The sequence below is a fragment of the Chitinophaga sp. genome, from assembly GCF_039596155.1.
Taxonomy (GTDB): domain Bacteria; phylum Bacteroidota; class Bacteroidia; order Chitinophagales; family Chitinophagaceae; genus Chitinophaga.
In genome coordinates, this window is sequence record NZ_JBCNKF010000018.1 from 123,951 (window position 1) to 145,270 (window position 21,320).

A 21,320-nucleotide genomic window follows, 5' to 3' on the forward strand; every position below is an offset into this window, starting at 1 on the left:
AGTGTACCAAGCGGGATAAGCTCTTGTAATAAAGTTAGGATAAATAACTGGTTTACAACACATGAGGCTGACCCGCAACAGCAAGTCAGCCTCATTAAGGGGAAAAATGTCTGGTGTAATAGTTTATACCCCCAGGCTCCAGCCCTGACGATAAGTTCTCTTCACGAACTGATTCGCCTCGTCAAAGTTGGTCACCTTCATATTTTTGTTATCCCACAGCAGTTTTACATAACGGCCTGGGTAAGAGGTTTTACCATTTTCTTCTTTACGGATGTCAAAGCTTCTGATAGCCAGGTTAGCCATCAGCAATGCTTCGGTCAATGGGCCTGCAATAGAGAAAGGAGAGGAGATGGCCTTATCCTTATCACTGTTATAACCGGCAATGGCCGCATTTACCCATTGTACATAGTGGCCTTCAGGTACACGTGCATATTTCTGTGGTACTTTTGTCTGCTCGGTACGGCTTGTAGGTAATAATTTAGGATCACGGCCATAAGTACCGCACATCATTTTACCTTTTGTACCAATGAAAATAGCTCCGTTACCACCGTCGCCCATTATTTCGTTAGGTCCCAGTTCTTCAGGTCTTTCCGGCTGGATACCACCATCCATCCAGTGAAGGGTTACTTCCTTGCCTTTATGGTCCTCAAATTTCAGGATGACGTGAGAAGATGGAGGGCAACTTTCAGGGAAATAGCCTCTCTTGAATTCATCTACATAAACGCTACCTACGCTACATTCTACTGATTTTGGGGAACCCAGGCCCAGTGTACGGAACGGTGGTTCGATGATGTGGCAACCCATATCACCGAGTGCGCCGGTACCATAATCCCACCAGCCACGCCAGTTGAACGGAACGAGTTTATCAATGTAATCTTTATATGGAGCCGTACCTAACCACAGGTCCCAATCCAGTTCCGCGGGAACGGGCGCTTTCATGCTGGACCATGGAATACCTTGCGGCCATACAGGTCTGTCGGTATAGCAATATACGGTGTGTACATCGCCAATGGTGCCTGCATCGTACCATTCACGCAGTTGGCGAACACCATCACCGCTTGAACCCTGGTTACCCATCTGGGTGACCACTTTGTACTTCCTGGCGGCTTCAGAGAGCATGCGGGCTTCATAGATGTCGTGGGTAAGCGGCTTTTGTACATACACATGTTTACCCAGCTGCATAGCTGCCATCGCGGCAACAGCATGCTGGTGGTCCGGTGTGGATACAGTCACGGCATCGATGTTCTTGTGCTCTTTGTCGAGCATTTCCCTGAAGTCTTTGTAAAACTTAGCTTTCGGGAAGCGTTTTACAGAATTTGCTGCGCGACGGGTGTCTACATCACACAGGTAGACTATATCAGAAGGGCCTTTTGCTATTTCCTCCAGATCGCTTTCCCCTTTACCGCCAACACCGATACCTGCTACACGCAGACGATCGCTGGGGGCAATGAACCCTTTTCCGCCTAATACATGCCGTGGCACGATCATGAATCCGGCTGCTGCAAGCGCGCCTTCTTTCAGGAACGATCGGCGGGAGACCTGATTTCCCGGGGTGTTTTTTTCGTGGACCATATTAACAATGTTTATTTAGTTGAGACTGATTATATACCATAATCGTGGATCGCATTTTGCGTCTTATACGGTTTTAAATTATAAATTTATTTTTAAAGAAAGAAGGTAAAATATAGCAATGGCATACATCATTGGAGTAGATATAGGAACCAGCAGTGTCAAAGTGATTGCAGTAAAGGAAGACGGGAGCGTGAAAGCACACTGCCAGCAGGAATACACTATACACCAGCCCCAGGCCGGATATAGTGAACAGGATCCTGCTTTCATACTGACAGCAGTGAAGAATGGAATCCGAAGCGTGGCTACTATAATGAGGGAGCCGCCGGCTGCTGTATCTTTCAGTAGTGCCATGCATAGTGTGATGATGATGTCTGCACAGGGGGAGGCCCTGACTCCTTTGGTGATCTGGGCTGATAACAGGAGTGAAGCGATTGCAGATCGTCTGAGAGGTACAGCACAGGGAGCCCGTATTTACCAGCAAACAGGTACGCCTATCCATGCCATGAGTCCCTTGTGTAAAATCATCTGGTGGAAGGAAAATGAACCGGCATTATACAAGCAGGCAGCCTGCTTCGTTGGCATCAAAGAATACATCTTCTACCATTTCTTTGGTAAGTATGTCACAGACTATTCCATTGCCTCAGCCACCGGGTTATTCAATATACATGAGCTGCGCTGGAATGCCGATTCCCTGGCACTGGCCGGCATCACGGAAGACCAATTGCCGGCGGCAGTAAGTAGTGATAGTATCATTACAGGATTGAACCAGCTTATTGCGGCAGAACTGGATATCCCTGCAGACACGAAGTTTGTAGCCGGTGCCAGTGACGGCTGCCTGGCCCAATTAGGCAGCAATGCCCTCGATGCAGGACATGCTTCGTTAACGATAGGAACAAGCGGGGCTGTGAGAATGACCATTCCGGCAGCGATGACGGATGAGCATAACAGGTTGTTTACCTATGTGCTGACGCCGGGTCATTTTGTAATAGGCGGTGCAATTAATAATGGAGGTGTATTGCTGCAATGGTACCTTGATAAGTTTTTGAAAGCAGGAATGAGTATAGATGCAGGTCTGCAGCAGGCTTTTGCTACGCCTGCGGGTGCCGAAGGGGTGATCTGCCTGCCTTATCTGCATGGAGAGCGGGCCCCGGTATGGGATGGGCATGCGAAGGGTGCTTTTATTGGTGTGCAGCCGCAGCATACCCAATGGCACTTTATGAGGGCGATCCTGGAAGGGATGGCATATGGCTTATTGAGTATAACCAAAGCTTTGGGTGAGACTGCGGGAGAGGTAAGAAAGATTTCGGTGAGCGGAGGGTTTACGGCCTCCAGGGAGTGGGTACAGTTGCTTGCTGACGTATTTCAGCAACCGATGTATATGGCAAAGGAGAGTGATGCATCTGCACTGGGAGCCGTATTGCTGGCGGCAGATAAGATACAGCTTGATATTGCCCTGGCAGCTCAGGAAGAAATGATGGTAACACCGGATCCGGCCAAGGCAGCGCTTTATCAGAAAGCGTATGAGCTATATATAAAATTATACGAGGCGTTGAAGCCAGTATTTCCTATTATGTAAAAGGAGGTATCATAGATAATCGGAAGGTGCCGGGAATCGCGGCGGCGAGTTGATAGGTACCAGTTATCATACTAAAAAAGAGACTGTCTCTGGTTTGACAGCCTCTTTTTTAGTATCAACCACCGAACATTTTGGCAAGGTCGGTTAGTTTAAATGATATGTAAGTGTACTTACCGCCTGGCGCTGCATTGGGCATTGCGCAGGCAAAAAGTTCATCAATAATATTCTGCATTTCTCTGGTGGTGAGCGACTTTCCTGAAGGGATGGCATTGTTTCTGGCCATAGACCGCACCAGTTGTTCGCGCTTATTCACCTTGAGTTCGCTGCTGAAGTGTTTGAACTGTTCGAGCAATCCTTCGATGCTGGCTTGTTCGTTGCCGCTCTGGATATCGGCGGGGGTACCTCTTACAACGAAGGTATTGTTGCCGAAAGGTTCCAGATCGTAACCCAGTACCTGCAGGTCAGGGATCATTTCGCTGATCAGCGCGGCATCGGCAGGGGGCAGTTGCAGGGTTTGCGGGAACAGGCTTTGTTGTGCCGGTACCGGTGTTTCCTGCAGTGCACGGAGGTAGCGTTCGTAAAGAATGCGCTCATGTGCGGCCTGCTGATCGATCAGGATGAAACCTGACTTGATCTGCGAGAGGATGAACTGCTGATGTACCTGAACGGGTACTTTCTGATCGATCGTATTGTCCTGCCAGCGTTCGTCGATTACAGAAGCGGTGGAGGCCCTGCTTTCAAAGCCCACAGCTGGTAATGGCTGTGTGAGGGTTTCTTCGCGTTCTTCTCTGTAAGCGGAAGTGTTATCTGAAGAGGATCTGCCAATATCATAGAGGTCTTTCCAGTGCTTCAGGTTGCTGCTGCTCTTGTCGATCACATGTGCCTGGTTGGCCTGGGTGAAGGTTTTGTACAGAGACGAGGCGGCGGACTGTTCCTGACGTTCGGCAGTAAATGGCTGGCTCACGGCATCCAGGTGTTGGATTTCCGGGTCCAGTTCGAAGTTGAGGGTAGGCATCACATTGAATTGTGCCAGTGAATGCTTGACAGCAGACTGTACAAAAGCATACATCACTTTCTCATCGTCGAATTTAATTTCCTGTTTGGTTGGGTGCACGTTGATATCCACATGCCCCGGGTCGAGGTCTATAAACAGCACGTATAACGGAAAACTATCTGCCGGAATCATATCGGCATAGGCCGTCATGATAGCATGGTTCAGATAAGGACTCTTGATAAAGCGGTTGTTGACAAAGAAGAACTGGTCGCCCCTGGTCTTCTTGGCAGCATCAGGTTTACCTACGAACCCGTGTACATCCATATAGTCGGTACTTTCCTTCACGCTTACCAGCTTTGAATTGTAGTGCTGGCCGAGGATGGCAATCACGCGCTGTTTCAGGGATCCTTTCTCGAGATAGAAGAGCTGCTGGGTATTGTTCAGCAGCGTGAACTGGATTTGTGGAAAAGCCATGGCTACCCGGATGAACTCATCAACGATGTGTCTCATCTCAGCGGCATTGCTTTTCAGGAAGTTTCGTCTGGCTGGTACGTTGAAGAACAGGTTCTTCATCGCAATAGAGGTCCCCTCCGCCGTTTGGCAGGGCTCCTGTTTCCTGACGGCACTATTGTCGATCTCGATATAAGTACCTATGTCTGTACCACGCATCCTGGTTTTCAGTTCAACCTGTGATACTGCGGCAATTGAAGCCAGTGCTTCGCCCCGGAAGCCCATCGTCCGGATCTGGAACAAGTCTTCAATGGTTTGGATCTTAGAGGTGGCATGCCTCTCGAAACACATGCGGGCATCTGCTTCACTCATTCCCTTACCGTTATCAATTACCTGTACCAGTTCCTTCCCGGCATCCCGGATGATTAGTTGAATTTCCGTTGCACCAGCGTCCACCGCATTTTCCATCAGTTCTTTTACTGCTGAAGCTGGCCGTTGGATCACCTCACCTGCTGCGATTTGATTGGCTATGTTGTCTGGTAATAGATTGATAATGTTCGCCACGTATAATGTGCCTTTATGCTGTAAAGTTAGGAAAGTTTACTGTTGATTCCGGAGGCGGGGATAAGATGCTGGCAAAATGTGGACTAGCGTTTTGTCAATTCTCTAAAGTCCGGTATTGACAAGGCTTTCAGCGATTTGTGGAAAGTGTGGATATGTTATTAACATTTTCACCTTGTTAACAAGACGTTAATCGACGTGATTTTCAGCCATCTACTGAGGGAATCTGATAATTTTGATCCTCGCAGTATAAAAACGTATTTGATTAGGGAAAAAACCTGCATATGGAAGACGAAAAAAAGAGTGATGTATATTCCCGGACGGATACCAATAAGGTGAGTCTGACTAACGAAGAATGGCAAAAGCGTCTTACTCCTGAGGTGTATCACATAGCACGGGAGAAGGGTACAGAATGGGCATTTACAGGCAAATACTGGAATTCAAAAGACCATGGCACTTACTATTGTGCCGCCTGCGGGAACCCACTGTTTGTATCCAATGCCAAGTTTGAAAGTAGCTGTGGCTGGCCCAGCTTTTTTGAGCCGGTGACCAAAGGCAGTGTTATTTACGCGCCAGACAATACACATGGTATGCACCGGACTGAAGTAATGTGCGGTCGCTGCAAAGCACACCTCGGACATGTATTCGACGACGGTCCCCCACCAACAGGCTTACGCTATTGCATCAATTCTGTCATCCTCGACTTCGAAGGAGACAAGCAGTAAATACTTATATAACAGGGAAAAGGACTGACTGAATTGAATTTGGTCAGTCTTTTTTGTTGGCAGTTCTACGACAGGTAAGCCTGCAGCTCGGTGACGTACGATGTAGGCTCAAATTCTATAATTTCATATAGCGCCAGCTGGAATTTATCCAGCGGATCTTCGCTCATAATTTCTTCTACTTCTTTGCGACTTGATGCTTTACATATGATCAGGCCCCCGGATTTAGGTTTCCTGCGACCTGCCAAAATAAATTTACCACTTTTATAATACTTGTCAAGAAATGCCCGATGCTGTTCCATATAGTGTTCTATGGCAGCGACAGGTCTGATATATTGTAACAGGATCAGGTACATGATAGCGTTTCAATAATAGGATTTAGTGATCATGAGTTGGAAACCTTGCTACAAAGGTATAAAACTATTGCAGCTTTCAATTTTATAATACTCAATATAAATGAATGGATTGTGATATCCCTGAAAACAGCCACATATCTCGAAAAGCTGTAACTTAATATTAACCCTTCATAGCTTTACTAACGAAAAACGAAGTACTTTAGCGTCCAGTATATCTATATTATTAAATTCAGATCCCCTTTTTATGACAAAAATGTTTTCCAAAGTTTTGTTAACTGCTGTTACTGCGGCAGTTATATTGTCTGCATGTTCGAAGGTACCTGATCAGAGCAAATATATCCCAAAAACAGCAGGCGTTGTACTGAGCGTCAACAGCAAGCAGATCACTAATAAACTGGTGACAAACGGGCTGACTATGGAGAAAATGTTTTCTGCCCTGCAGGAAAAAGACACAGCTAACCCTGCTATGAAAGCCTGGAAAGACGCCGAAAACTCGGGTGTAGACCTTCAGGAAAATTTCTTCGTATCTGTTGTATTCAATGGTAGCCAGCAGTCCTATGTGACCCTTACAGGTGGCCTGAAAGATGCAGCTAAGTTCGAAACTTACCTGAAAAAGAACCTGCCAAACTTCACCCTGCAAAAGAAAAATGACTTCCAGTATGTATGGGAGGCAGACCAGCAGGCTGTAATTGGCTGGAACAAAGAGACGGTCATTTACCTGCGTGGTGTAGACGCCAACAAACTGAAGAACGGTGGTCTCCCGGGTGGTATGCCAGGCGGTATGCCGGGCATGGACCAGGATGAAGACGATAGCAGTGCTGTAGACAGCGCCGTAGCTACACAGGTTCGTTACCAGACCACAGACGTCGAAGCTACCTGGGTAGCGGAAGCGGATCACCTCTTCCACCTGAAGAAAGATGAATCTGCTGCCGATATCTCCGCTTTTCATGACCTGCTGAAAGATAACGCTGACCTGAGCGTATATGTAAACCCTGAACCAATGTATGCTTCGCAGGGTGCTGCCATCCCCGCTAACCTGAAGAAGCTGCTGCAGGGTAGCTACTATACCGGTGCCGTAAACTTTGAAAAAGGGAAAGTGGTAATGGACGGTGTATCTTATGCTGGCAAAGACCTGGCAGAGATCTACAAAAAATACGGTAAAACAGAAGCGGATGTAAAACTGCTTGAGCAATATCCTTCTAACAATATCCTGGGCTACATGGTATACGGTTTCGACTTCCGCATGATCGGCGATATCGTAAAAGCGACCGGTCTGGATGGTATGGCTAATATCAGCCTCCGTATGTACTCCGGCAATCAGAACCTGACCCTGGATGATATCCTGAATGCATTCAACGGCCAGATGTTCTTCGCAGCTTCCGATCTGAGTGTAAAGAAGGCGCCAAGCACTATTGTGCCAGGTGATTCTATGACCAGGACAGACGTGAAATGGGTATTCGCTATGAAAGTGGGTGATAAGGCTGCTTTCGACAAAGTGATCGGCATTCCGGCGCTGCAGTCATTTATTACTAAAAAAGGTGATAAATATGTACTGGCAGATATGATGCAACAGCCAGGTATGCCCGCAGTATCGATCGACGATAAACTGATCACCGTGGCAAATGACCAGCCTACACTGGATGCTTACCTGAGTGGAAAAAGTAAAGCGGGTGGTCTCGACAATAGTTTCGTTAGCAAGATCAAAGGCAACCCAATGGGCGCTTATATCAACTTTGAAAAGATTGCAGCGGCTATTCCTGACGAAGAGATCCCTCAGAATGGTAAAGCTATCGCTGGCCAGGTGAAAGACCTGCTGAAAGATGCTACTGCTATTACCCATCCATTTGATGGCAAATCACAGCATTCTGAAATCGTGCTGAACTTCAAGAAAGATGAAAACAGCCTTGTTCAACTGGTGAATCTTGGTACCAATGTTGCCAAATTTGTACAGGAAGAAAAGAAGGCAGATACTACCGCAGTATATTAATCCGGCGTAAATAATTTAAATTAAAAGATCATCCGTTCCAAAGAGCTGGATGATCTTTTAATTTAATAAATAGCATCGCAACCATGCAGTTACAATTAGATAACCTGGTTCCCATTCCTCTCAGGGACAAAATCCTGCAGCGTACTTCAGAAATCTGGAACCAGGCTGTTACATTCACTCCCGGCAGTTTTGTCAAGATCAAGGCTCCATCCGGCACTGGAAAGACGACCCTGGTTCACTACCTGTACAATATCAGGAATGATTATACCGGAAAAGTGCTGGTAGATGGTCAGCCATGGAATACCTACACGAAAGACCAGATTGCCCGCATGCGCCAGCAACAGGTCAGCGTTGTTTTCCAGGACCTGCGTATCTTCGAACAACTCACCGCCCAGGAAAATATAGAGCTCAAAAGAGTCATGCTCCCCCATCCATACTGTACTGCCGAAAAGGTAACAGAAATGGCCGCCCGCCTGAACGTTTCTCACATCATGCACCAAAGTGGTAAGACACTATCTTACGGTGAAAGGCAGCGTATTGCCATCATCCGCGCGCTGGTACAACCCTTCGAGTGGCTCGTCATGGATGAACCTTTCAGCCACCTGGACGATGAAAACGCACAAAAGGCCGCTGATCTGATCGCAGAAGAATGCCGCGCCCGCAAGGCCGGATTTATTTTAACAGACCTGGACCATGACAACAGGTTTGCCTACGACACACATTTCAATCTATGAAGCAATCGTTTTTTGGCTTACTCAAAAAGATCATTCAGACGGGCATAGGCAAAGGCCGCCTGCTTATGGCTACTACCGGCCTGGGTATTGCCATGTTCCTGCTGTTGCTGTCTATACAGATGCATACGGATTTCGACCAGTTGCTCTACAACCAGCAGAACCAGAATGAAAGCGTCGACTTCCTCGTTATCAATAAGAAGATCACGAACGATATGATGGGGCAATCGGAGAAAAGTGAGTTCACCCCGCAGGAAATTGCCGATATCAAAAAGCAGCCATTCACCGCTGCCTTTGGCTTCATCACCGCTAACCAGTATAAAGTAACTGCTGCTGCTCCCGGCGATCTGCACTTCTATACCGAAATGTTTTTTGAAGCTGTACCCGATACCTTCATCGATGTTAAAAGTGAAGACTGGAAATGGCAGGCAGGCGATAATACCATTCCTATTATCCTGCCCAACGACTTTCTTAATCTATATAATTTTGGCTATGCATTGAGCCAGGGATTACCGCAAATTTCCCAGGAAACTATCAAAGCCCTCCCGATGAAAATCACGATTTCCAAAGGCCTGCTTACACAGGAATTTACAGGCCGGATCGTTGGTTTTTCAGACAGAATTTCTTCTTTCCTCGTACCGGGTAGTTTTATGGACTGGGCGAATGGGAAATTTGGCAACGGGTTGACACCGGCGCCCAGCCGCGTAATTATCAAAACAAAAGATCCTTCCAATCCTGTATTAGTGAAATACCTGGAAGAAAAAGGATATAGCACCAATCAGGATAAACTCAAGTACAGCAAAACAAAAGTGATTGTACAAACCATCGTTTCCGTGATCGGGTTCTTTGGAGTGATCTTATTGCTCTTTGCTTTGTTAGTATTCAGCATGTTTATACAGGTCGTGATCGCCAGCTGCAAACGGGAAATTCAACTGCTGGTGACCCTGGGTACTGCTCCACGGCAACTGCAACGATACCTGATGCGACAATTCGTGCCTTTGTATATATTTACAGCGATCATCTCGCTGGTAGTAATTACAATCGTGCAATGGAAGGCTGCAGGTATACTCGCCGGCATGAATATGTTTGTATCTTCATGGATCAGTCCTGCAACAGGAGGAGCCGCGCTACTGGTGATCGTACTGGTATATATTGTAAACCTGCGGAGTGTAAAGCGGTATATCAACGAAATCAGTTAATTCAATTTATTCTTTTTAACACATAAAATGCAAGTTGAACATGTTTGTACACGTTGTAAATTTTTATCTGAAAGCAGATCTTTCAGCAGCTGATATCAAAGCATTTGAAGAAGGTGTGAAATCCCTCAGTGCTGTGGAAACCCTCGTGACGTTCAATGTAGGCAAACCTGCAAATACCGACAGACCTGTGATCGACAAGAGTTATAGCTATTGTCTGCTCACTGTGTTCAATGACGAAGCAGGTCATGATACCTACCAGGTACATCCGGTGCACCTGGCATTCGTAGAAAATTGCAAACACCTGTGGGAAAAGGTAATCATCTTCGATTCTGAATCTTTCTAAGACAGCGCCAGCTACATCATTAAAAAGGGTATTGATCGTCGGATCAGTACCCTTTTTCTTTGCCGGTTACCGATCGATGTGGCATGATAAAAGTATCTTTCACCTGCTGTGATTGCAGCAGGTATGGGGTAAGCAAAATCCCTTTTACAAAACTATATATCACACCTTTTAGTTCTCCGATCTCCCAGTATGTTCTGTACAGATAGTGTGACATACCCGTATCTATTATGTTGAATACCACAGCCGCCAGCATATAATATACCATTGCATTCGGAAATGTATCCCTGCGGTTGATGAATAGTGCAACCAACAGGATACTGTATACAAAGAAGAAACAGGCGGTTACTACCCTGATTATAAACCAGCATTCCAGGAATGATGTATTGCTGATGAGGTGTGTTGTTTTGCTTAACAGCAGCCATTCCTTATAACTGAAAAATCCGCTGTTAATAAGGCTGCTTAGCATGATCAATGGTGTGGCAAATACAAAGAGTGCGATGATGTAAAGCATACCTTTTAACGCTGCCGGGGTAAGGGCATCCTGAAGCGGATAAATGGTGTACTGATTATACTTCCATGCCAGCCGTCCGAAGTAAGCGAGGAAAAAAATGGCGAGTGACAGTGTTACCCAGTTCACCGCATTGTCAGTGGGGTTTGCCATTTCTGCTGGATCGTTCGGCGACCAGAAGAGACTAAAGGAAATGATCTGATCCATCTTGTCCCTGTCACTTTCATATTGTGCTAAGTAATGAGCGGGAATATTGTCCTGAAAGGTTTCAAAAGTATAATGAAATGTAACGTGTCTTCCATTCACGACAGACTTAAATGAAAAAGTATAATAGGGATTACTGATCCTGATAGGCTCATCGCTCAGGGACCAATCTATCGGCATATCCATATCAATAGTATAGTCCAGTGAATATGGATATCGCAGTGCCAGTGGAGCCTGCGATTTGGTATTTTTCTTTTTACTGAGCTTAGGCAGTGCTTCCTGTAAGATGCCCGCTGTTACTGAGATCTCCAGCCGGCCGGGTTCTTCTGAATCTTTCTTCCAGGGTTCATCCAGGATATAGCTTTCGATCACGCTGAATTGATTCTTAACAGGATTATCAATCGTTTTCAATGAAGAATCAGTATGCAGTTCTCCATAGATATTTTTGTAGTAATCGAGATAAGTTTTCTCCTGTTCTTTCATGCTATTGTTGGCAAATACATCCCTTTGCTGATCGGCAAATCGCAAGGTGTATTCACTACGCACGGTGAGAGTTCCTTTCTTGCTCCTGGAATCGGGTAGCGTGAAATGTTCCCTGATCTTCTGTGTGCCCTTGTTCACTTGCGGAATACGGGTGAGTTTATCACTGCCACCCATTTTAATAATCAGCGCCTGTTGATAATCAGGTACCGTGTGTTGACTCAATGGTCCCCGCTGGTAACTGATAGTTGGATCTATCCAGTAACTGCTATCTCCCAGCGTTGCATATACAATCACGTGGTTGAACATGAAGGGAGAAGGCAGGTAATCTGATACATGTGCCTTCAGGTAAGTATTCGTATAAGCCATGCTGGCATTGATACTATCTGCCTGTAGTAGTGTGGTGAGCAAGAGTGATTTGTCTTTACAATCACCAAAACGTTGATCTAATATTTTGTCGGGGTTGTTAGGACGATGAGAATATTCTCCCATTTCAATGCCCATATAACGGATGTCGTCCTGTACAAAGCGCATCGCATGTTGCAGGTATAATGCCTTGTTATTGCCGGATTGCTTTTTTAATTCAGCAATTTTCTTTTGCAGGCGTTCGCCCGGTGGCGGCGGGGTATTGATCTTTGCTCCCCAGCTAATAATTTCTGACCATGAATGATACTCACTGGCCTGTACAAAGGGCAGCGTGGTGTACCATTCCGGAGCGTTATCATCTTCATCGGCAGGCATTACATCTGCAATCTTCCATTCGTACAACTGCATGCCATTCCAGGTGCTTTTTACAGGTAGCCGGGCGCCATTAAATGCTTTGAATTGTATGTTTCTTGCAGGTGCTGCGATGAGTGCTTTGTAATAATTGACGATGGGGTCGTAGGAAGTGAAGTAGAAAGTATTGGCGTATTTGTTTTCAAAAATGGGATTTGCACCTTCTAGCGTATATGCATATTCTATCTGGTCACCTTTGCGCACATCTTCGAGAATGTAGTAGGCTGTAAAGGTGCCGCTGTAAATGAAACGGGAGAGATCTTCTTCTTTTTGCAGAATGCGGAAGCGGGATGGATCCAGCTTACTGATCACCTGTCCATTGCGGCGAATGATGAGCTGGTGAAAACGGAGTTTCTCATAAGTGGGGTCGTATTCTACAGAGATCTCTGCGCCGTTTTGGATACCGGCCTCCGATACAATCTGCCTGATAATATGCCTGTATACTGCATTTTTTTCTGCATGGTGTTGTTCTTCGAGTAGTAGCAAAAAGTAGCCATTACTTACTTCTCTTGCATCCGGTGTCTTGCCCAGGTCGGGCTTGTAGGGGGCCAGCCAGTCAGGCGTTGGGGATACTGTGAAGTTTTTTTGGGCCCTCAGGCTGGCTTGCAGTACGAACAGGGATATTATCAGCAGAATGAATCGCATATTGAAATTAGTTATTCTCCACGGTCAGCGCATACACAGCAAAGGAGGCCAGCCAGTGTTCTCCTGCATAATCGCCGCTGGCTACATGTGGTATGGCAGCTTCGAGATGCTGGTTGGCAAGTGCCTGAATTGCAGCGGTGTTTTTACCAGCATGTCGTGCAATGCCATACAGGCACCAGGCACGGCTCAGGTTCAACCCGTCGAGGTGTACGAGTTTACCATCTGTGCGGTCTTTTACCTGAGCAAGGCTAAAGATGCTGATCTTTTTTGTAAACAGTCCCGGCAGGAATTCCTGGATCCATGACTGGTATTGTGCCGTTGGCAGTATTCTCCACATCAGGTCTGCTTCTTCCAGGCAGGGAGAGAGGAAATCATAGCCGCCTGGTTCGTAGCTGACAGGGCCATTCTTATCCGCCAGGTAGAAGCGCGTGGCTGCCGCCCTGATAGCGTCCTGCAATGGCTGATCTTTTGCCGTGACAGCGTAATCCCATGCCAGCGAAAGACCGAATGCCAGGTTGGTATGTTCACCTACGCGGATGGGATACATCAGTTTTCCAAGAAAGTCGATGTAGGCTTTCGAAAACTGTGTAGCCAGTGGTTGTACGTTGGCCGCCAGTTGTTTTCCTTCCGGAGAATCCCAGGTGAGCAATTCTCTTTGCAGTTGAAGCAGCCAGCTCCAGCCATAGATGCGTTCAAAACTTTTATTCTCTTTGTTGGTAAACAATTGTTGTTCCTGCTGAATGTGTTCGGCAGTCAGGTTTTGCTGCAGTTTAGCCAGGATCTGTTCATGCTGCGGCAGGGCAGGGAATGACTTGAGTAATCTTACCAGCATCCAGTGTCCATGTACGCTGCTATGCCAATCGAAGCAGCCATAGAAAGCAGGATGATAGTTTCTCGGGTTGGTGACGAGAGAGGTATCGGTAAATACCACCCCTGTTTTGTATGGAAATTCCTGCTGCATACATCTCAGCGGCAATTTAGACAGGTGTGCAGCGCCCTCGATCGTCAGTTCCAGGTGGCCTGCACTGTTGTGCGTATACAACGGTTGTTGTGCAAAGGCAGTAGACATAAAAGTGCTGATTAAGAGTGCAGCCAATACGATGGACTTCTTCACGTGTTATCTGTTAAGCAATAGTTTAAAATAAAAGGATGGTTTAGTAAGTCGTTTGCGCAGGTCTACCTCGTAGAACATGCAGGAGAGCAGTTCCTGCAGTTGTTTGTTCCGGCTGCTTACCTTCATGAGAGTGTTAAACAGCCATGGGTAGCGGATGAGCTTTTGCAGGCGATAGCTTAGTTTCAGTTCTGGCCCCATTACGCGGTATACTTCTGCATCGTATTTCGCCAGTTGGGCGGTAGAGAAATTGTTGGCCTTGAGTGCTTCATGTGCCTGTAAACCTGCAATTCTGCCGGAGTACAATGCGTTGCCGATACCTTCGCCAGTGAATGGATCGATCAGGTAAGCCGCATCGCCTACCAGCATATAGCGTTCGCCATGTAGCACACGTACTTTACTGCCCAGTGGCAGGCCATACCCTTCGATATTACTGGTCAGTTCTGCATCTTTGAAGCGCTCTTTGAATACAGGATCGCTGGCGATGATATCCAGCATTTCCTTTTTCAGGTTGATCTTCTTTTTGCGTACCGTTTCACTGAGTATACCTACACCCACATTGGCTTCGCCGTTTGGCAGTGGGAAGATCCAGAAGTAGCCTGGGAGCAGGTTTTTCAGGAAGTGCAGTTCTATAAAGTTGTCGGGATTGTTGCCAGTTACGTTTTTGTAATAGGCTCGGATGCCGGCGATATAATGGTTGGGTTCCATGGTGATGCCGGCTACTTCTTTTGTAAAAGAAGAGTGAGCGCCATTGGCAATGATAAGTAGTTGAGCTTTTACCTGGAAAGCGCCATTGTTACCGCTTACAAGGTAGCCATCCTCCAGTAGTTCGTATTTATCAACATTTACTTTTTCGTATAAGCTGATTTCTTTGCGACGTTTTATCTCATCTACAAGAAAGTTGTCGAAGTCCATACGTTTGGCTACGTAGCCGATAGGCGTTTCTTTATGACCTTCGTTTTTGCTGTTGTAATCGGGTCTGTATCCTACATCCAGGCTATGACGGCCGGGGGATACAAAGGTGACACCCCAGCTGTTCACTTTGAAAGAAGCCTCTTTAAGGCGGGTAGCAATGGCAGGGTCGATACGGTTAAGGGCCGTGATTACTTTTCCACTCAATCCATCACCACAAACCTTATCACGGGGAAAAACAGCTTTATCTACAACGATACATTCAACGCCGAGTTGTGCAAGTTGTAGTGCTGCTGCAGCACCGCCAGGACCGGCGCCGATAATACATACTTTGGTTTCCAACATGTTGGTGATTTAAGATGGTAAGATAAAGAAAAGTGAAATATCTTCGCGGGCTAAAATAGTCCCACCATGTTTGATATGTTTGGTAAGCTGCAGGAAGCGCAGCAAAAACTGAAAGAAAGTAAAGAACGCCTGGCCCTGATCACAGTAGACGGTGAAGCGGGAGATGGCGCAGTAAAAGTGACAGTAACAGGCAACAGGGAAGTAAAAAGTCTGGAAATAGCTGAGCGATTGTTAGAAAAAGATAATAAGGAAGAACTGGAAGATTTGGTGATCACCGCTATGAACCGCGCGCTGAAAGCGGCCGAAAATACCTGGGAGTCTGAAATGAAGGGCGTAGCTGGCGGTATGCTGGGCCCGCTGGGAGGATTGTTCTAAGAGATAGTTTAGCTATAGTGCTTCCCTGGTGCTATAAGTTCACTAAAAGAGCACCATAAGGTCACCAAAAGGGCACCTCTATATCGATTGGATATTGAAGTGCCCTTTTGGTGACCTTTTAGTATTAATTTGATGACAAGATAGTATTATAGACTAATTACACAGCAGGTGTATCTTTCCTCCTGTTAAGGCCCCATCGTATTATAAAAATCTTACATTATCTTTAGCGCATAAAGTACTCTCGTATGCGTCAATTGTTATTGTTTGTAACAACAGCCACTCTATTTGCCTGTAATGGGCCCTCGGAAAGTAAAAAAGGATCAGCATCCGGTGTTGCGCTCACACAAAGTAACCTGTACTCAGAAGATACCGTGCTGATGGTAGCGAATGCCAGTTCCGGCAAGAACAAGGAGGCCGATAAACTGTTCCTGCAGGCAATCGATGTTTATCGCAACAAAAAGAATCCCTCTCATGCCGTAGCTATCTTCAGGAAATCTATCCTGACACAGCCACAAGCCAAGGCTTATTACGAACTGGGGAATGCCCTGGGTGATATCGGCGAACTGGAAGAAGGGTTACAGGCATATGATATTGCTGATGTGCTGGATTATAAACCACTGAATAAACTGCTGTACAACAAAGCCTGTTTATATTCGAGATTGAAGGACCTGGACAAGGCAAAGCAATACCTGGTTTCTGCTATTGAATTTGGCTATGGCAACCTGAAGAATATCCGGAACGACAAGGACCTGGCGAATCTTCGTGAGGATAATCAATATACTTTCAATGATATTATCATGACTGCGATGTCTGGTTCGACAGATCCGGATAAGCTGCAATGGGCGGTATTCAGTCATGAATTTACACAGGTGAAATTTCCCTTGTTGCTGGATATGAAGTATGCGGCTAACATGACAGAGGATAAGATCATTTCTTACGACAACGAGCGTTATGTACCGGAGATGCGTGACTATGCATTTTCAAGGGATGTAGGTGCTGAATATTACCGGGTAGGATTAGTGAGATCCAACGACAGTAATCGCACCCTTATCTATGGGGTCGTGGATGAGATGGGGGGCAATAAACTACCTGTTTACTATATTGCCAGTTTCAATACAAAAGGTATCCTGATTGATAAGTTGATGATCGGTGGTCAGAAGATCCTGAAAGATCCTTTCAAGGTGGCGACCATCAATGCAAACTACGACATTGAGATCTCCAGTTTTGAATTGACTTATGAAAAGGATCCTGACCAGGAGGGTTACGAGGATAATCCCGTTAAGAGCCAGCGTCCATTAGGAAAGGATACTTATGCGATCAAAGAAGATGGTCATTTTGTGAAGAAGGATGTTGTATTAGGAATGCGTTAGTTCCTTTTTGACAGGGTAGGTCTTTGCCAGTTTCCTGATAATCAGTTCTGCAATGATCAGGTTCAGCGTCCAGCTCAGCCAGGCAATGAGGATATAGGAAGTACGGGGGCGGATAGGAATATTCAGAACATCTATCAGGTAGGCATACAGGCGTAAGCTGACGGCAGACAATGTGAGGGCGTAGCTCCGGAGCATCATGGCTCCATGAAGCATCCATTTGTGCTGCCTGGCATAATACCAACCCATCGCTGTGGTATATAGCCATAGGAGGGAAAGGATAATGAAACTGATACGCGCAGGCATACCACCATTTGCATAGAATGCCATTACCAGGCCACTGGGGCCACTAAAAAATAGTACGACCCCTGCATATATTGTCCCGGCTCTGCGATGCAGGCCGGGATATTTTTTTATCACATACCAGCTGAACTGCAGCAGGCCGGTGAGCATTACGATAAAGCTGATGAGCACATGTACATAGAAACTGATTCGCCAGGTACGGATATGATATACCCGTTGCTTGGTCATCAGGAAATCGGTGTACCTGTTAAAGGCAAGATAGGGAATGCTCAGCCTGATGAGCAGCCAGGTGGCGAACAGGATGCCGGCAGCGAACAAGGCGATACCCCCTTTTTTCAATATTTGTCGTGCGTGTATCAAGGTCCTACCCAGTAGCGAAGGCTGTCAGCGGTTTGAACGCCGGTTAAAAAGCGGTTATCATCTTCACCTTCGTAAGTGACCGTATAGAGAGTCGCAGGAGCAGGTATATCATCTTTCTTTTCCCAGGTCACATATATAGAATCTCCTTTTCTCTCCCAGGTACCTCTTACGGTGATCATTTGCTGACCAAATGTGGAATCATTTATTTGCTCATAGTAGTTCAGTATAGCGCTACCATCTTTTTTAAAGCTAATATCCCGGTGTTCTCCTCCTAATGGATAATCATCATTGATGCCATTGTCCTTATCACCTGTTATAACCACCTTTACCAGGTCAAATGATTTGGTTGTAAGGCGGGAGTTATTCAGCGGCACCCACTTACCGGAACCTTTTTCACCATCTGCATTGAGGCGGATGGTAAACTTACCATCAAATGGATGATCGCCGGGTTCGTTGAGGGTCACGTCGATACCGTCACTGGTCACTTTGTAACTACCGCTGACATTACGGCGTAATCCGAGGTGTACATCGTAACCTGCGAGATGGTTGTTTCTTGCATAGTTGATCGTGATATAGATCTTTTTGCCATCGAAATCACCCGTATATAATCCGGTTAAACCATCAGCTGGTTTAGATGCGGTTACAGCGGTGCTATCCGTGGCCGGAGGTGAGGAGGTCGACGACTTACAGGCGCAAAACAAGGCGGCGCTAAGACAAACTTGGATTAAGTACTTCACAGGGTAATTTTTTGTAAAGTAAGACAAAAATTTTTAGTGATAAAAGCCGGAGCTTTTCTTCGTATATTTAGTTGACGTGATGATCCAATTTGAATTGATGTAATAATCCAGACCCCTGCATCCCCATTTTTAATTTATAACAACCAAAATTTCTGTACATGAAACGAATCTTCAGTTCTGTTAATGTGTCCCTTTTACTCCTGGCTGTAGCCTTTTGTTTATTTAGTTGTAGTAAGGAGGGCAAGACGGGTCCCCAGGGAGATACCGGCGCTACTGGTCCGGCGGGTCCTGCTGGTCCGCAGGGAAACCCGGGTACTGCAAATGTGATCTATTCCGACTGGTTGACGGTAGCATTCCTGGCTGACACCATTCATAACGCCGGCGGTACGATTGATACGATTGGATTTTATGCGGACCTGGATGTACCAAAGCTGGACCAATCGCTGATCAGCACCGGCGAAATAAAGGTATACCTGAATCTTGGTTCTGCCACTACGTCTGCCGTTACGCCTTTGCCTTATCTGAATATTTATTCGAACTGGAATATCACGGCTACGTTCTTTAAAGGAGGAATTGAATTGTATTCGAATGGTGATGCCAGCACCTGGAAAGATGGGAGCGGCAATACCCGGTGGCAATATCGTTATGTGCTGATTCCGGGAGGAACGGCGGCAAGGCAGTCAAAAACACTGGATATGAGTGATTACAAAGCTGTGCAGGCTTTTTTAGGTCTGAAGAACTAAACAGGCTAAAATAGAAAACCGCGTCTGTTATTGACAGACGCGGTTTTTTATGCCTGAAAGGGTCTTTTATGCTCTGGGTGTTGCATTCAACGCATTCCACAACATGTCTTTCAGTTGCGGCAGTCCCTGTTGGGTGACCGATGAAATGAATACATGTGGTACATCTTCCGGCAATTCTGCGGCGATGGCTTCTTTCAGTTCATCGTCCAGCATATCGCTCTTACTGATGGCCAGCAGAAACTGTTTATCCAGTAATTCAGGATTGTACATTTCCAGCTCGTTCACCAGGATTTCATAATCTTTCCTGTGATCAGCACTATCTGCTGGTATCAGGAATAGTAATACCGGGTTTCTTTCAATATGTCTCAGGAACCGGTGTCCTAAGCCTTTCCCTTCATGTGCGCCTTCGATAATACCTGGTAAGTCGGCAATACAGAATGAACGGTCATTTCTATATGGCACCATGCCCAGTTGCGGGGTCAGCGTGGTAAATGCATAATCCGCAATCTTGGGTGTAGCTGCTGTGATGGTAGAGAGGAGGGTAGATTTGCCCGCATTCGGGAATCCTACCAGGCCTACGTCTGCCAGCATTTTCAGTTCCAGTACTTTCCAGCCTTCGGTACTTGGCATACCGGGTTGAGCATAATCCGGCGCCTGGTTAGTAGCTGATTTAAAGTAGCTGTTACCTCGGCCGCCCTGGCCGCCAGGGATCCAGATCACTTCTTCTCCGTCATTCAGGATCTCTACTTCCAGGTCTCCGGTTTCTTCATCGAAGGCCTGGGTACCCAACGGTACTTCGATAATGATATCTTCGCCATTTTTACCGGTACTGTTATTGTCTCGTCCGTTACCCCCATCTTCTGCTACTACGTTCTTGTACCAGCGCAGGTGTAGCAAGGTCCATAACTGGGAGTTGCCTCTGAGTATGATATGGCCGCCACGACCACCGTCACCGCCATCGGGGCCGGCTTCGGGGTTGTACTTGGTACGCATAAAGTGGGCGCTACCTGCGCCGCCTTTACCCGATTTGACGGATATCCTGATATAGTCAACGAAATTGCCTCTTTCCAATTTGGAGCGATTTATTTATAAATTTAAAAACGCAAAGATCGTGAAGTTCATCCACTTTACATGGATGGTTACTTACGATCTTTGCGTCTAATATGATAAGATCAGCCTGCTGGTTATACTTTTTCTTCTACCAGCGGGTCGATTTCTTTGCTTAAACGAGCGAAAATTTCATCAACAGTACCTTCCCCGTTTATCTTTTTAAACTTGCCAAAACGGGCATAGTGATCAGCCACAGGAGCGGTTTTGTTGTGATATTCCACGAAACGTTCACGGATGGTTTTCTCATTATCATCCGGGCGTTTTCTGGCCAGCAGGCGCTGTACCAGGTTATCTTCATGTACTTCGAGGGACAATACATTAGAGATAGCGGTTTTTTTCAGATCCAGCAGTTTGTCCAGTGCTTCTGCCTGCGCAGTCGTACGTGGGAAGCCGTCAAAAATAAAACCTCTTGCTTCCGGGTTGGCTTCAAGCTTCGAACTGATCATACCAATCACAACAGCATCCGGCACCAGTAATCCCTGGTCCATCAGGCGCTTTGCTTCAAGGCCCAGGGGAGTCTGAGCAGCAATCTCTCCACGCAGCAGATCACCGGTAGACAGGTGAATCAGCCCGTATTTCTCAATCAGATTCGCACTTTGTGTGCCCTTTCCACTACCGGGAGGGCCAAATAGAATAATATTGACCATGTGTTTAAAAAAACTTTAGCAAGACTGCAAATATAACAAACAATTGAATGTATAGGTAACTAAAATTACAATTGCTTGAATAACATGAAATATTTAAGAAAATTCGTAGATATGTTTTAATGATTTGCTGGAAATAATGGATTATTTTTAAGCAGATTGTTCCGTAAAGAATAAAAAAATGGTCGTTTGAGGGTCATAGTCGAAA

General features: G+C 46.2%; 19 protein-coding genes. 9 read left to right on the forward strand and 10 right to left on the reverse strand.

Translation table 11 applies throughout. From position 1 onward, the window contains the following. Positions 1-123 precede the first annotated feature (123 nt). A complete protein-coding gene (locus ABDW33_RS18265) occupies positions 124-1,572 on the reverse strand; it encodes a Gfo/Idh/MocA family oxidoreductase (RefSeq protein WP_343691523.1) in 1,449 nt (482 codons plus the stop codon). A gap of 118 nt (positions 1,573-1,690) precedes the next feature. Between ABDW33_RS18265 and ABDW33_RS18270 the strand changes: the two genes are divergently transcribed. After that, entirely contained in the window at positions 1,691-3,148 is a 1,458-nt protein-coding gene (locus tag ABDW33_RS18270) for a gluconokinase (protein WP_343691524.1), read from the forward strand. Positions 3,149-3,263: 115 nt separating this feature from the next. Here the strand turns inward: ABDW33_RS18270 and mutL are convergent, their stop codons facing one another. Further along, positions 3,264-5,156 carry a DNA mismatch repair endonuclease MutL gene (gene mutL, locus ABDW33_RS18275; protein ID WP_343691525.1) on the reverse strand — a complete coding sequence of 631 codons (1,893 nt, stop codon included), beginning with the start codon at positions 5,154-5,156 and terminating at the stop codon, positions 3,264-3,266. Positions 5,157-5,437: 281 nt separating this feature from the next. On the opposite strand from mutL, the gene msrB reads away from it, so the two are divergent. Then, on the forward strand, positions 5,438-5,878 hold the full coding sequence (gene msrB / locus ABDW33_RS18280) for a peptide-methionine (R)-S-oxide reductase MsrB (RefSeq protein ID WP_343691526.1): 441 nt from the start codon (positions 5,438-5,440) through the stop codon (positions 5,876-5,878). Positions 5,879-5,943: 65 nt separating this feature from the next. Here msrB and ABDW33_RS18285 read toward each other — a convergent pair whose 3' ends face one another. Then, positions 5,944-6,231 (reverse strand): YciI family protein, encoded by a 288-nt coding sequence (locus ABDW33_RS18285; RefSeq protein WP_343691527.1) that lies wholly within the window; start codon positions 6,229-6,231, stop codon positions 5,944-5,946. Positions 6,232-6,475: 244 nt separating this feature from the next. On the opposite strand from ABDW33_RS18285, the gene ABDW33_RS18290 reads away from it, so the two are divergent. The 4 genes from ABDW33_RS18290 (at position 6,476) to ABDW33_RS18305 (ending at position 10,491) form a co-directional block, all read left to right on the forward strand. Beyond that, positions 6,476-8,218, forward strand: a complete 1,743-nt coding sequence (locus ABDW33_RS18290; RefSeq protein ID WP_343691528.1) for a DUF4836 family protein — start codon at positions 6,476-6,478, stop codon at positions 8,216-8,218. Between the two features lie 83 nt (positions 8,219-8,301). Beyond that, positions 8,302-8,952 carry an ATP-binding cassette domain-containing protein gene (locus tag ABDW33_RS18295; RefSeq protein WP_343691529.1) on the forward strand — a complete coding sequence of 217 codons (651 nt, stop codon included), beginning with the start codon at positions 8,302-8,304 and terminating at the stop codon, positions 8,950-8,952. Next, positions 8,949-10,148 (forward strand): FtsX-like permease family protein, encoded by a 1,200-nt coding sequence (locus ABDW33_RS18300; protein WP_343691530.1) that lies wholly within the window; start codon positions 8,949-8,951, stop codon positions 10,146-10,148. The genes ABDW33_RS18295 and ABDW33_RS18300 overlap by 4 nt, the downstream gene beginning before the upstream one ends. A 40-nt stretch (positions 10,149-10,188) precedes the next feature. After that, positions 10,189-10,491: a Dabb family protein gene (locus ABDW33_RS18305; RefSeq protein ID WP_343691531.1), complete on the forward strand. Its 303-nt coding sequence runs from the start codon at positions 10,189-10,191 to the stop codon at positions 10,489-10,491. Between the two features lie 43 nt (positions 10,492-10,534). On the opposite strand, the gene ABDW33_RS18310 is transcribed toward ABDW33_RS18305, so the two are convergent. Genes ABDW33_RS18310 through ABDW33_RS18320 form a run of 3 tightly spaced genes read right to left on the reverse strand, consistent with a single transcriptional unit; the run spans position 10,535 to position 15,473 of the window. Next, the gene (locus tag ABDW33_RS18310) at positions 10,535-13,105 is read right to left on the reverse strand and encodes a DUF3857 domain-containing protein (RefSeq protein ID WP_343691532.1); all 2,571 of its coding nucleotides are present in this window, start codon (positions 13,103-13,105) and stop codon (positions 10,535-10,537) included. Positions 13,106-13,112: 7 nt separating this feature from the next. Then, positions 13,113-14,219 (reverse strand): DUF2891 domain-containing protein, encoded by a 1,107-nt coding sequence (locus tag ABDW33_RS18315; protein ID WP_343691533.1) that lies wholly within the window; start codon positions 14,217-14,219, stop codon positions 13,113-13,115. A 3-nt stretch (positions 14,220-14,222) separates the two neighbouring features. Beyond that, positions 14,223-15,473, reverse strand: a complete 1,251-nt coding sequence (locus tag ABDW33_RS18320; protein ID WP_343691534.1) for a geranylgeranyl reductase family protein — start codon at positions 15,471-15,473, stop codon at positions 14,223-14,225. Between the two features lie 66 nt (positions 15,474-15,539). On the opposite strand from ABDW33_RS18320, the gene ABDW33_RS18325 reads away from it, so the two are divergent. Both ABDW33_RS18325 and ABDW33_RS18330 read left to right on the forward strand, forming a co-directional pair. Further along, entirely contained in the window at positions 15,540-15,848 is a 309-nt protein-coding gene (locus ABDW33_RS18325; RefSeq protein ID WP_146968391.1) for a YbaB/EbfC family nucleoid-associated protein, read from the forward strand. A 245-nt stretch (positions 15,849-16,093) separates the two neighbouring features. Beyond that, positions 16,094-17,218 (forward strand): hypothetical protein, encoded by a 1,125-nt coding sequence (locus tag ABDW33_RS18330; protein WP_343691535.1) that lies wholly within the window; start codon positions 16,094-16,096, stop codon positions 17,216-17,218. On the opposite strand, the gene ABDW33_RS18335 is transcribed toward ABDW33_RS18330, so the two are convergent. Together ABDW33_RS18335 and ABDW33_RS18340 are read right to left on the reverse strand one after the other, a co-directional pair. Next, positions 17,204-17,857, reverse strand: coding sequence for a DUF2306 domain-containing protein (locus ABDW33_RS18335; RefSeq protein ID WP_343691536.1), 654 nt, complete (start codon positions 17,855-17,857; stop codon positions 17,204-17,206). The genes ABDW33_RS18330 and ABDW33_RS18335 overlap by 15 nt on opposite strands. A 17-nt stretch (positions 17,858-17,874) precedes the next feature. Beyond that, positions 17,875-18,615: a hypothetical protein gene (locus ABDW33_RS18340; RefSeq protein ID WP_343691537.1), complete on the reverse strand. Its 741-nt coding sequence runs from the start codon at positions 18,613-18,615 to the stop codon at positions 17,875-17,877. A gap of 158 nt (positions 18,616-18,773) precedes the next feature. On the opposite strand from ABDW33_RS18340, the gene ABDW33_RS18345 reads away from it, so the two are divergent. Next, positions 18,774-19,358 (forward strand): collagen-like protein, encoded by a 585-nt coding sequence (locus tag ABDW33_RS18345; protein ID WP_343691538.1) that lies wholly within the window; start codon positions 18,774-18,776, stop codon positions 19,356-19,358. 66 nt (positions 19,359-19,424) lie between these two features. Here the strand turns inward: ABDW33_RS18345 and obgE are convergent, their stop codons facing one another. Both obgE and ABDW33_RS18355 read right to left on the reverse strand, forming a co-directional pair. Next, entirely contained in the window at positions 19,425-20,429 is a 1,005-nt protein-coding gene (obgE, locus tag ABDW33_RS18350; protein WP_343691539.1) for a GTPase ObgE, read from the reverse strand. A gap of 113 nt (positions 20,430-20,542) precedes the next feature. Beyond that, a complete protein-coding gene (locus ABDW33_RS18355; protein WP_116853129.1) occupies positions 20,543-21,115 on the reverse strand; it encodes an adenylate kinase in 573 nt (190 codons plus the stop codon). Positions 21,116-21,320 lie beyond the last annotated feature (205 nt).

Coding starts and splice junctions, on each gene's coding strand:
- ABDW33_RS18270 (WP_343691524.1), top strand. CDS start 1,691: ATGGCATACATCATTGGAGTAGATATAGGAACCAGCAGTGTCAAAGTG.
- ABDW33_RS18295 (WP_343691529.1), top strand. CDS start 8,302: ATGCAGTTACAATTAGATAACCTGGTTCCCATTCCTCTCAGGGACAAA.
- ABDW33_RS18310 (WP_343691532.1), bottom strand. CDS start 13,105: ATGCGATTCATTCTGCTGATAATATCCCTGTTCGTACTGCAAGCCAGC.
- ABDW33_RS18290 (WP_343691528.1), top strand. CDS start 6,476: ATGACAAAAATGTTTTCCAAAGTTTTGTTAACTGCTGTTACTGCGGCA.
- ABDW33_RS18320 (WP_343691534.1), bottom strand. CDS start 15,473: ATGTTGGAAACCAAAGTATGTATTATCGGCGCCGGTCCTGGCGGTGCT.
- ABDW33_RS18355 (WP_116853129.1), bottom strand. CDS start 21,115: ATGGTCAATATTATTCTATTTGGCCCTCCCGGTAGTGGAAAGGGCACA.
- ABDW33_RS18300 (WP_343691530.1), top strand. CDS start 8,949: ATGAAGCAATCGTTTTTTGGCTTACTCAAAAAGATCATTCAGACGGGC.
- ABDW33_RS18325 (WP_146968391.1), top strand. CDS start 15,540: ATGTTTGATATGTTTGGTAAGCTGCAGGAAGCGCAGCAAAAACTGAAA.
- ABDW33_RS18265 (WP_343691523.1), bottom strand. CDS start 1,572: ATGGTCCACGAAAAAAACACCCCGGGAAATCAGGTCTCCCGCCGATCG.
- ABDW33_RS18330 (WP_343691535.1), top strand. CDS start 16,094: ATGCGTCAATTGTTATTGTTTGTAACAACAGCCACTCTATTTGCCTGT.
- ABDW33_RS18345 (WP_343691538.1), top strand. CDS start 18,774: ATGAAACGAATCTTCAGTTCTGTTAATGTGTCCCTTTTACTCCTGGCT.
- ABDW33_RS18285 (WP_343691527.1), bottom strand. CDS start 6,231: ATGTACCTGATCCTGTTACAATATATCAGACCTGTCGCTGCCATAGAA.
- msrB (WP_343691526.1), top strand. CDS start 5,438: ATGGAAGACGAAAAAAAGAGTGATGTATATTCCCGGACGGATACCAAT.
- ABDW33_RS18305 (WP_343691531.1), top strand. CDS start 10,189: ATGTTTGTACACGTTGTAAATTTTTATCTGAAAGCAGATCTTTCAGCA.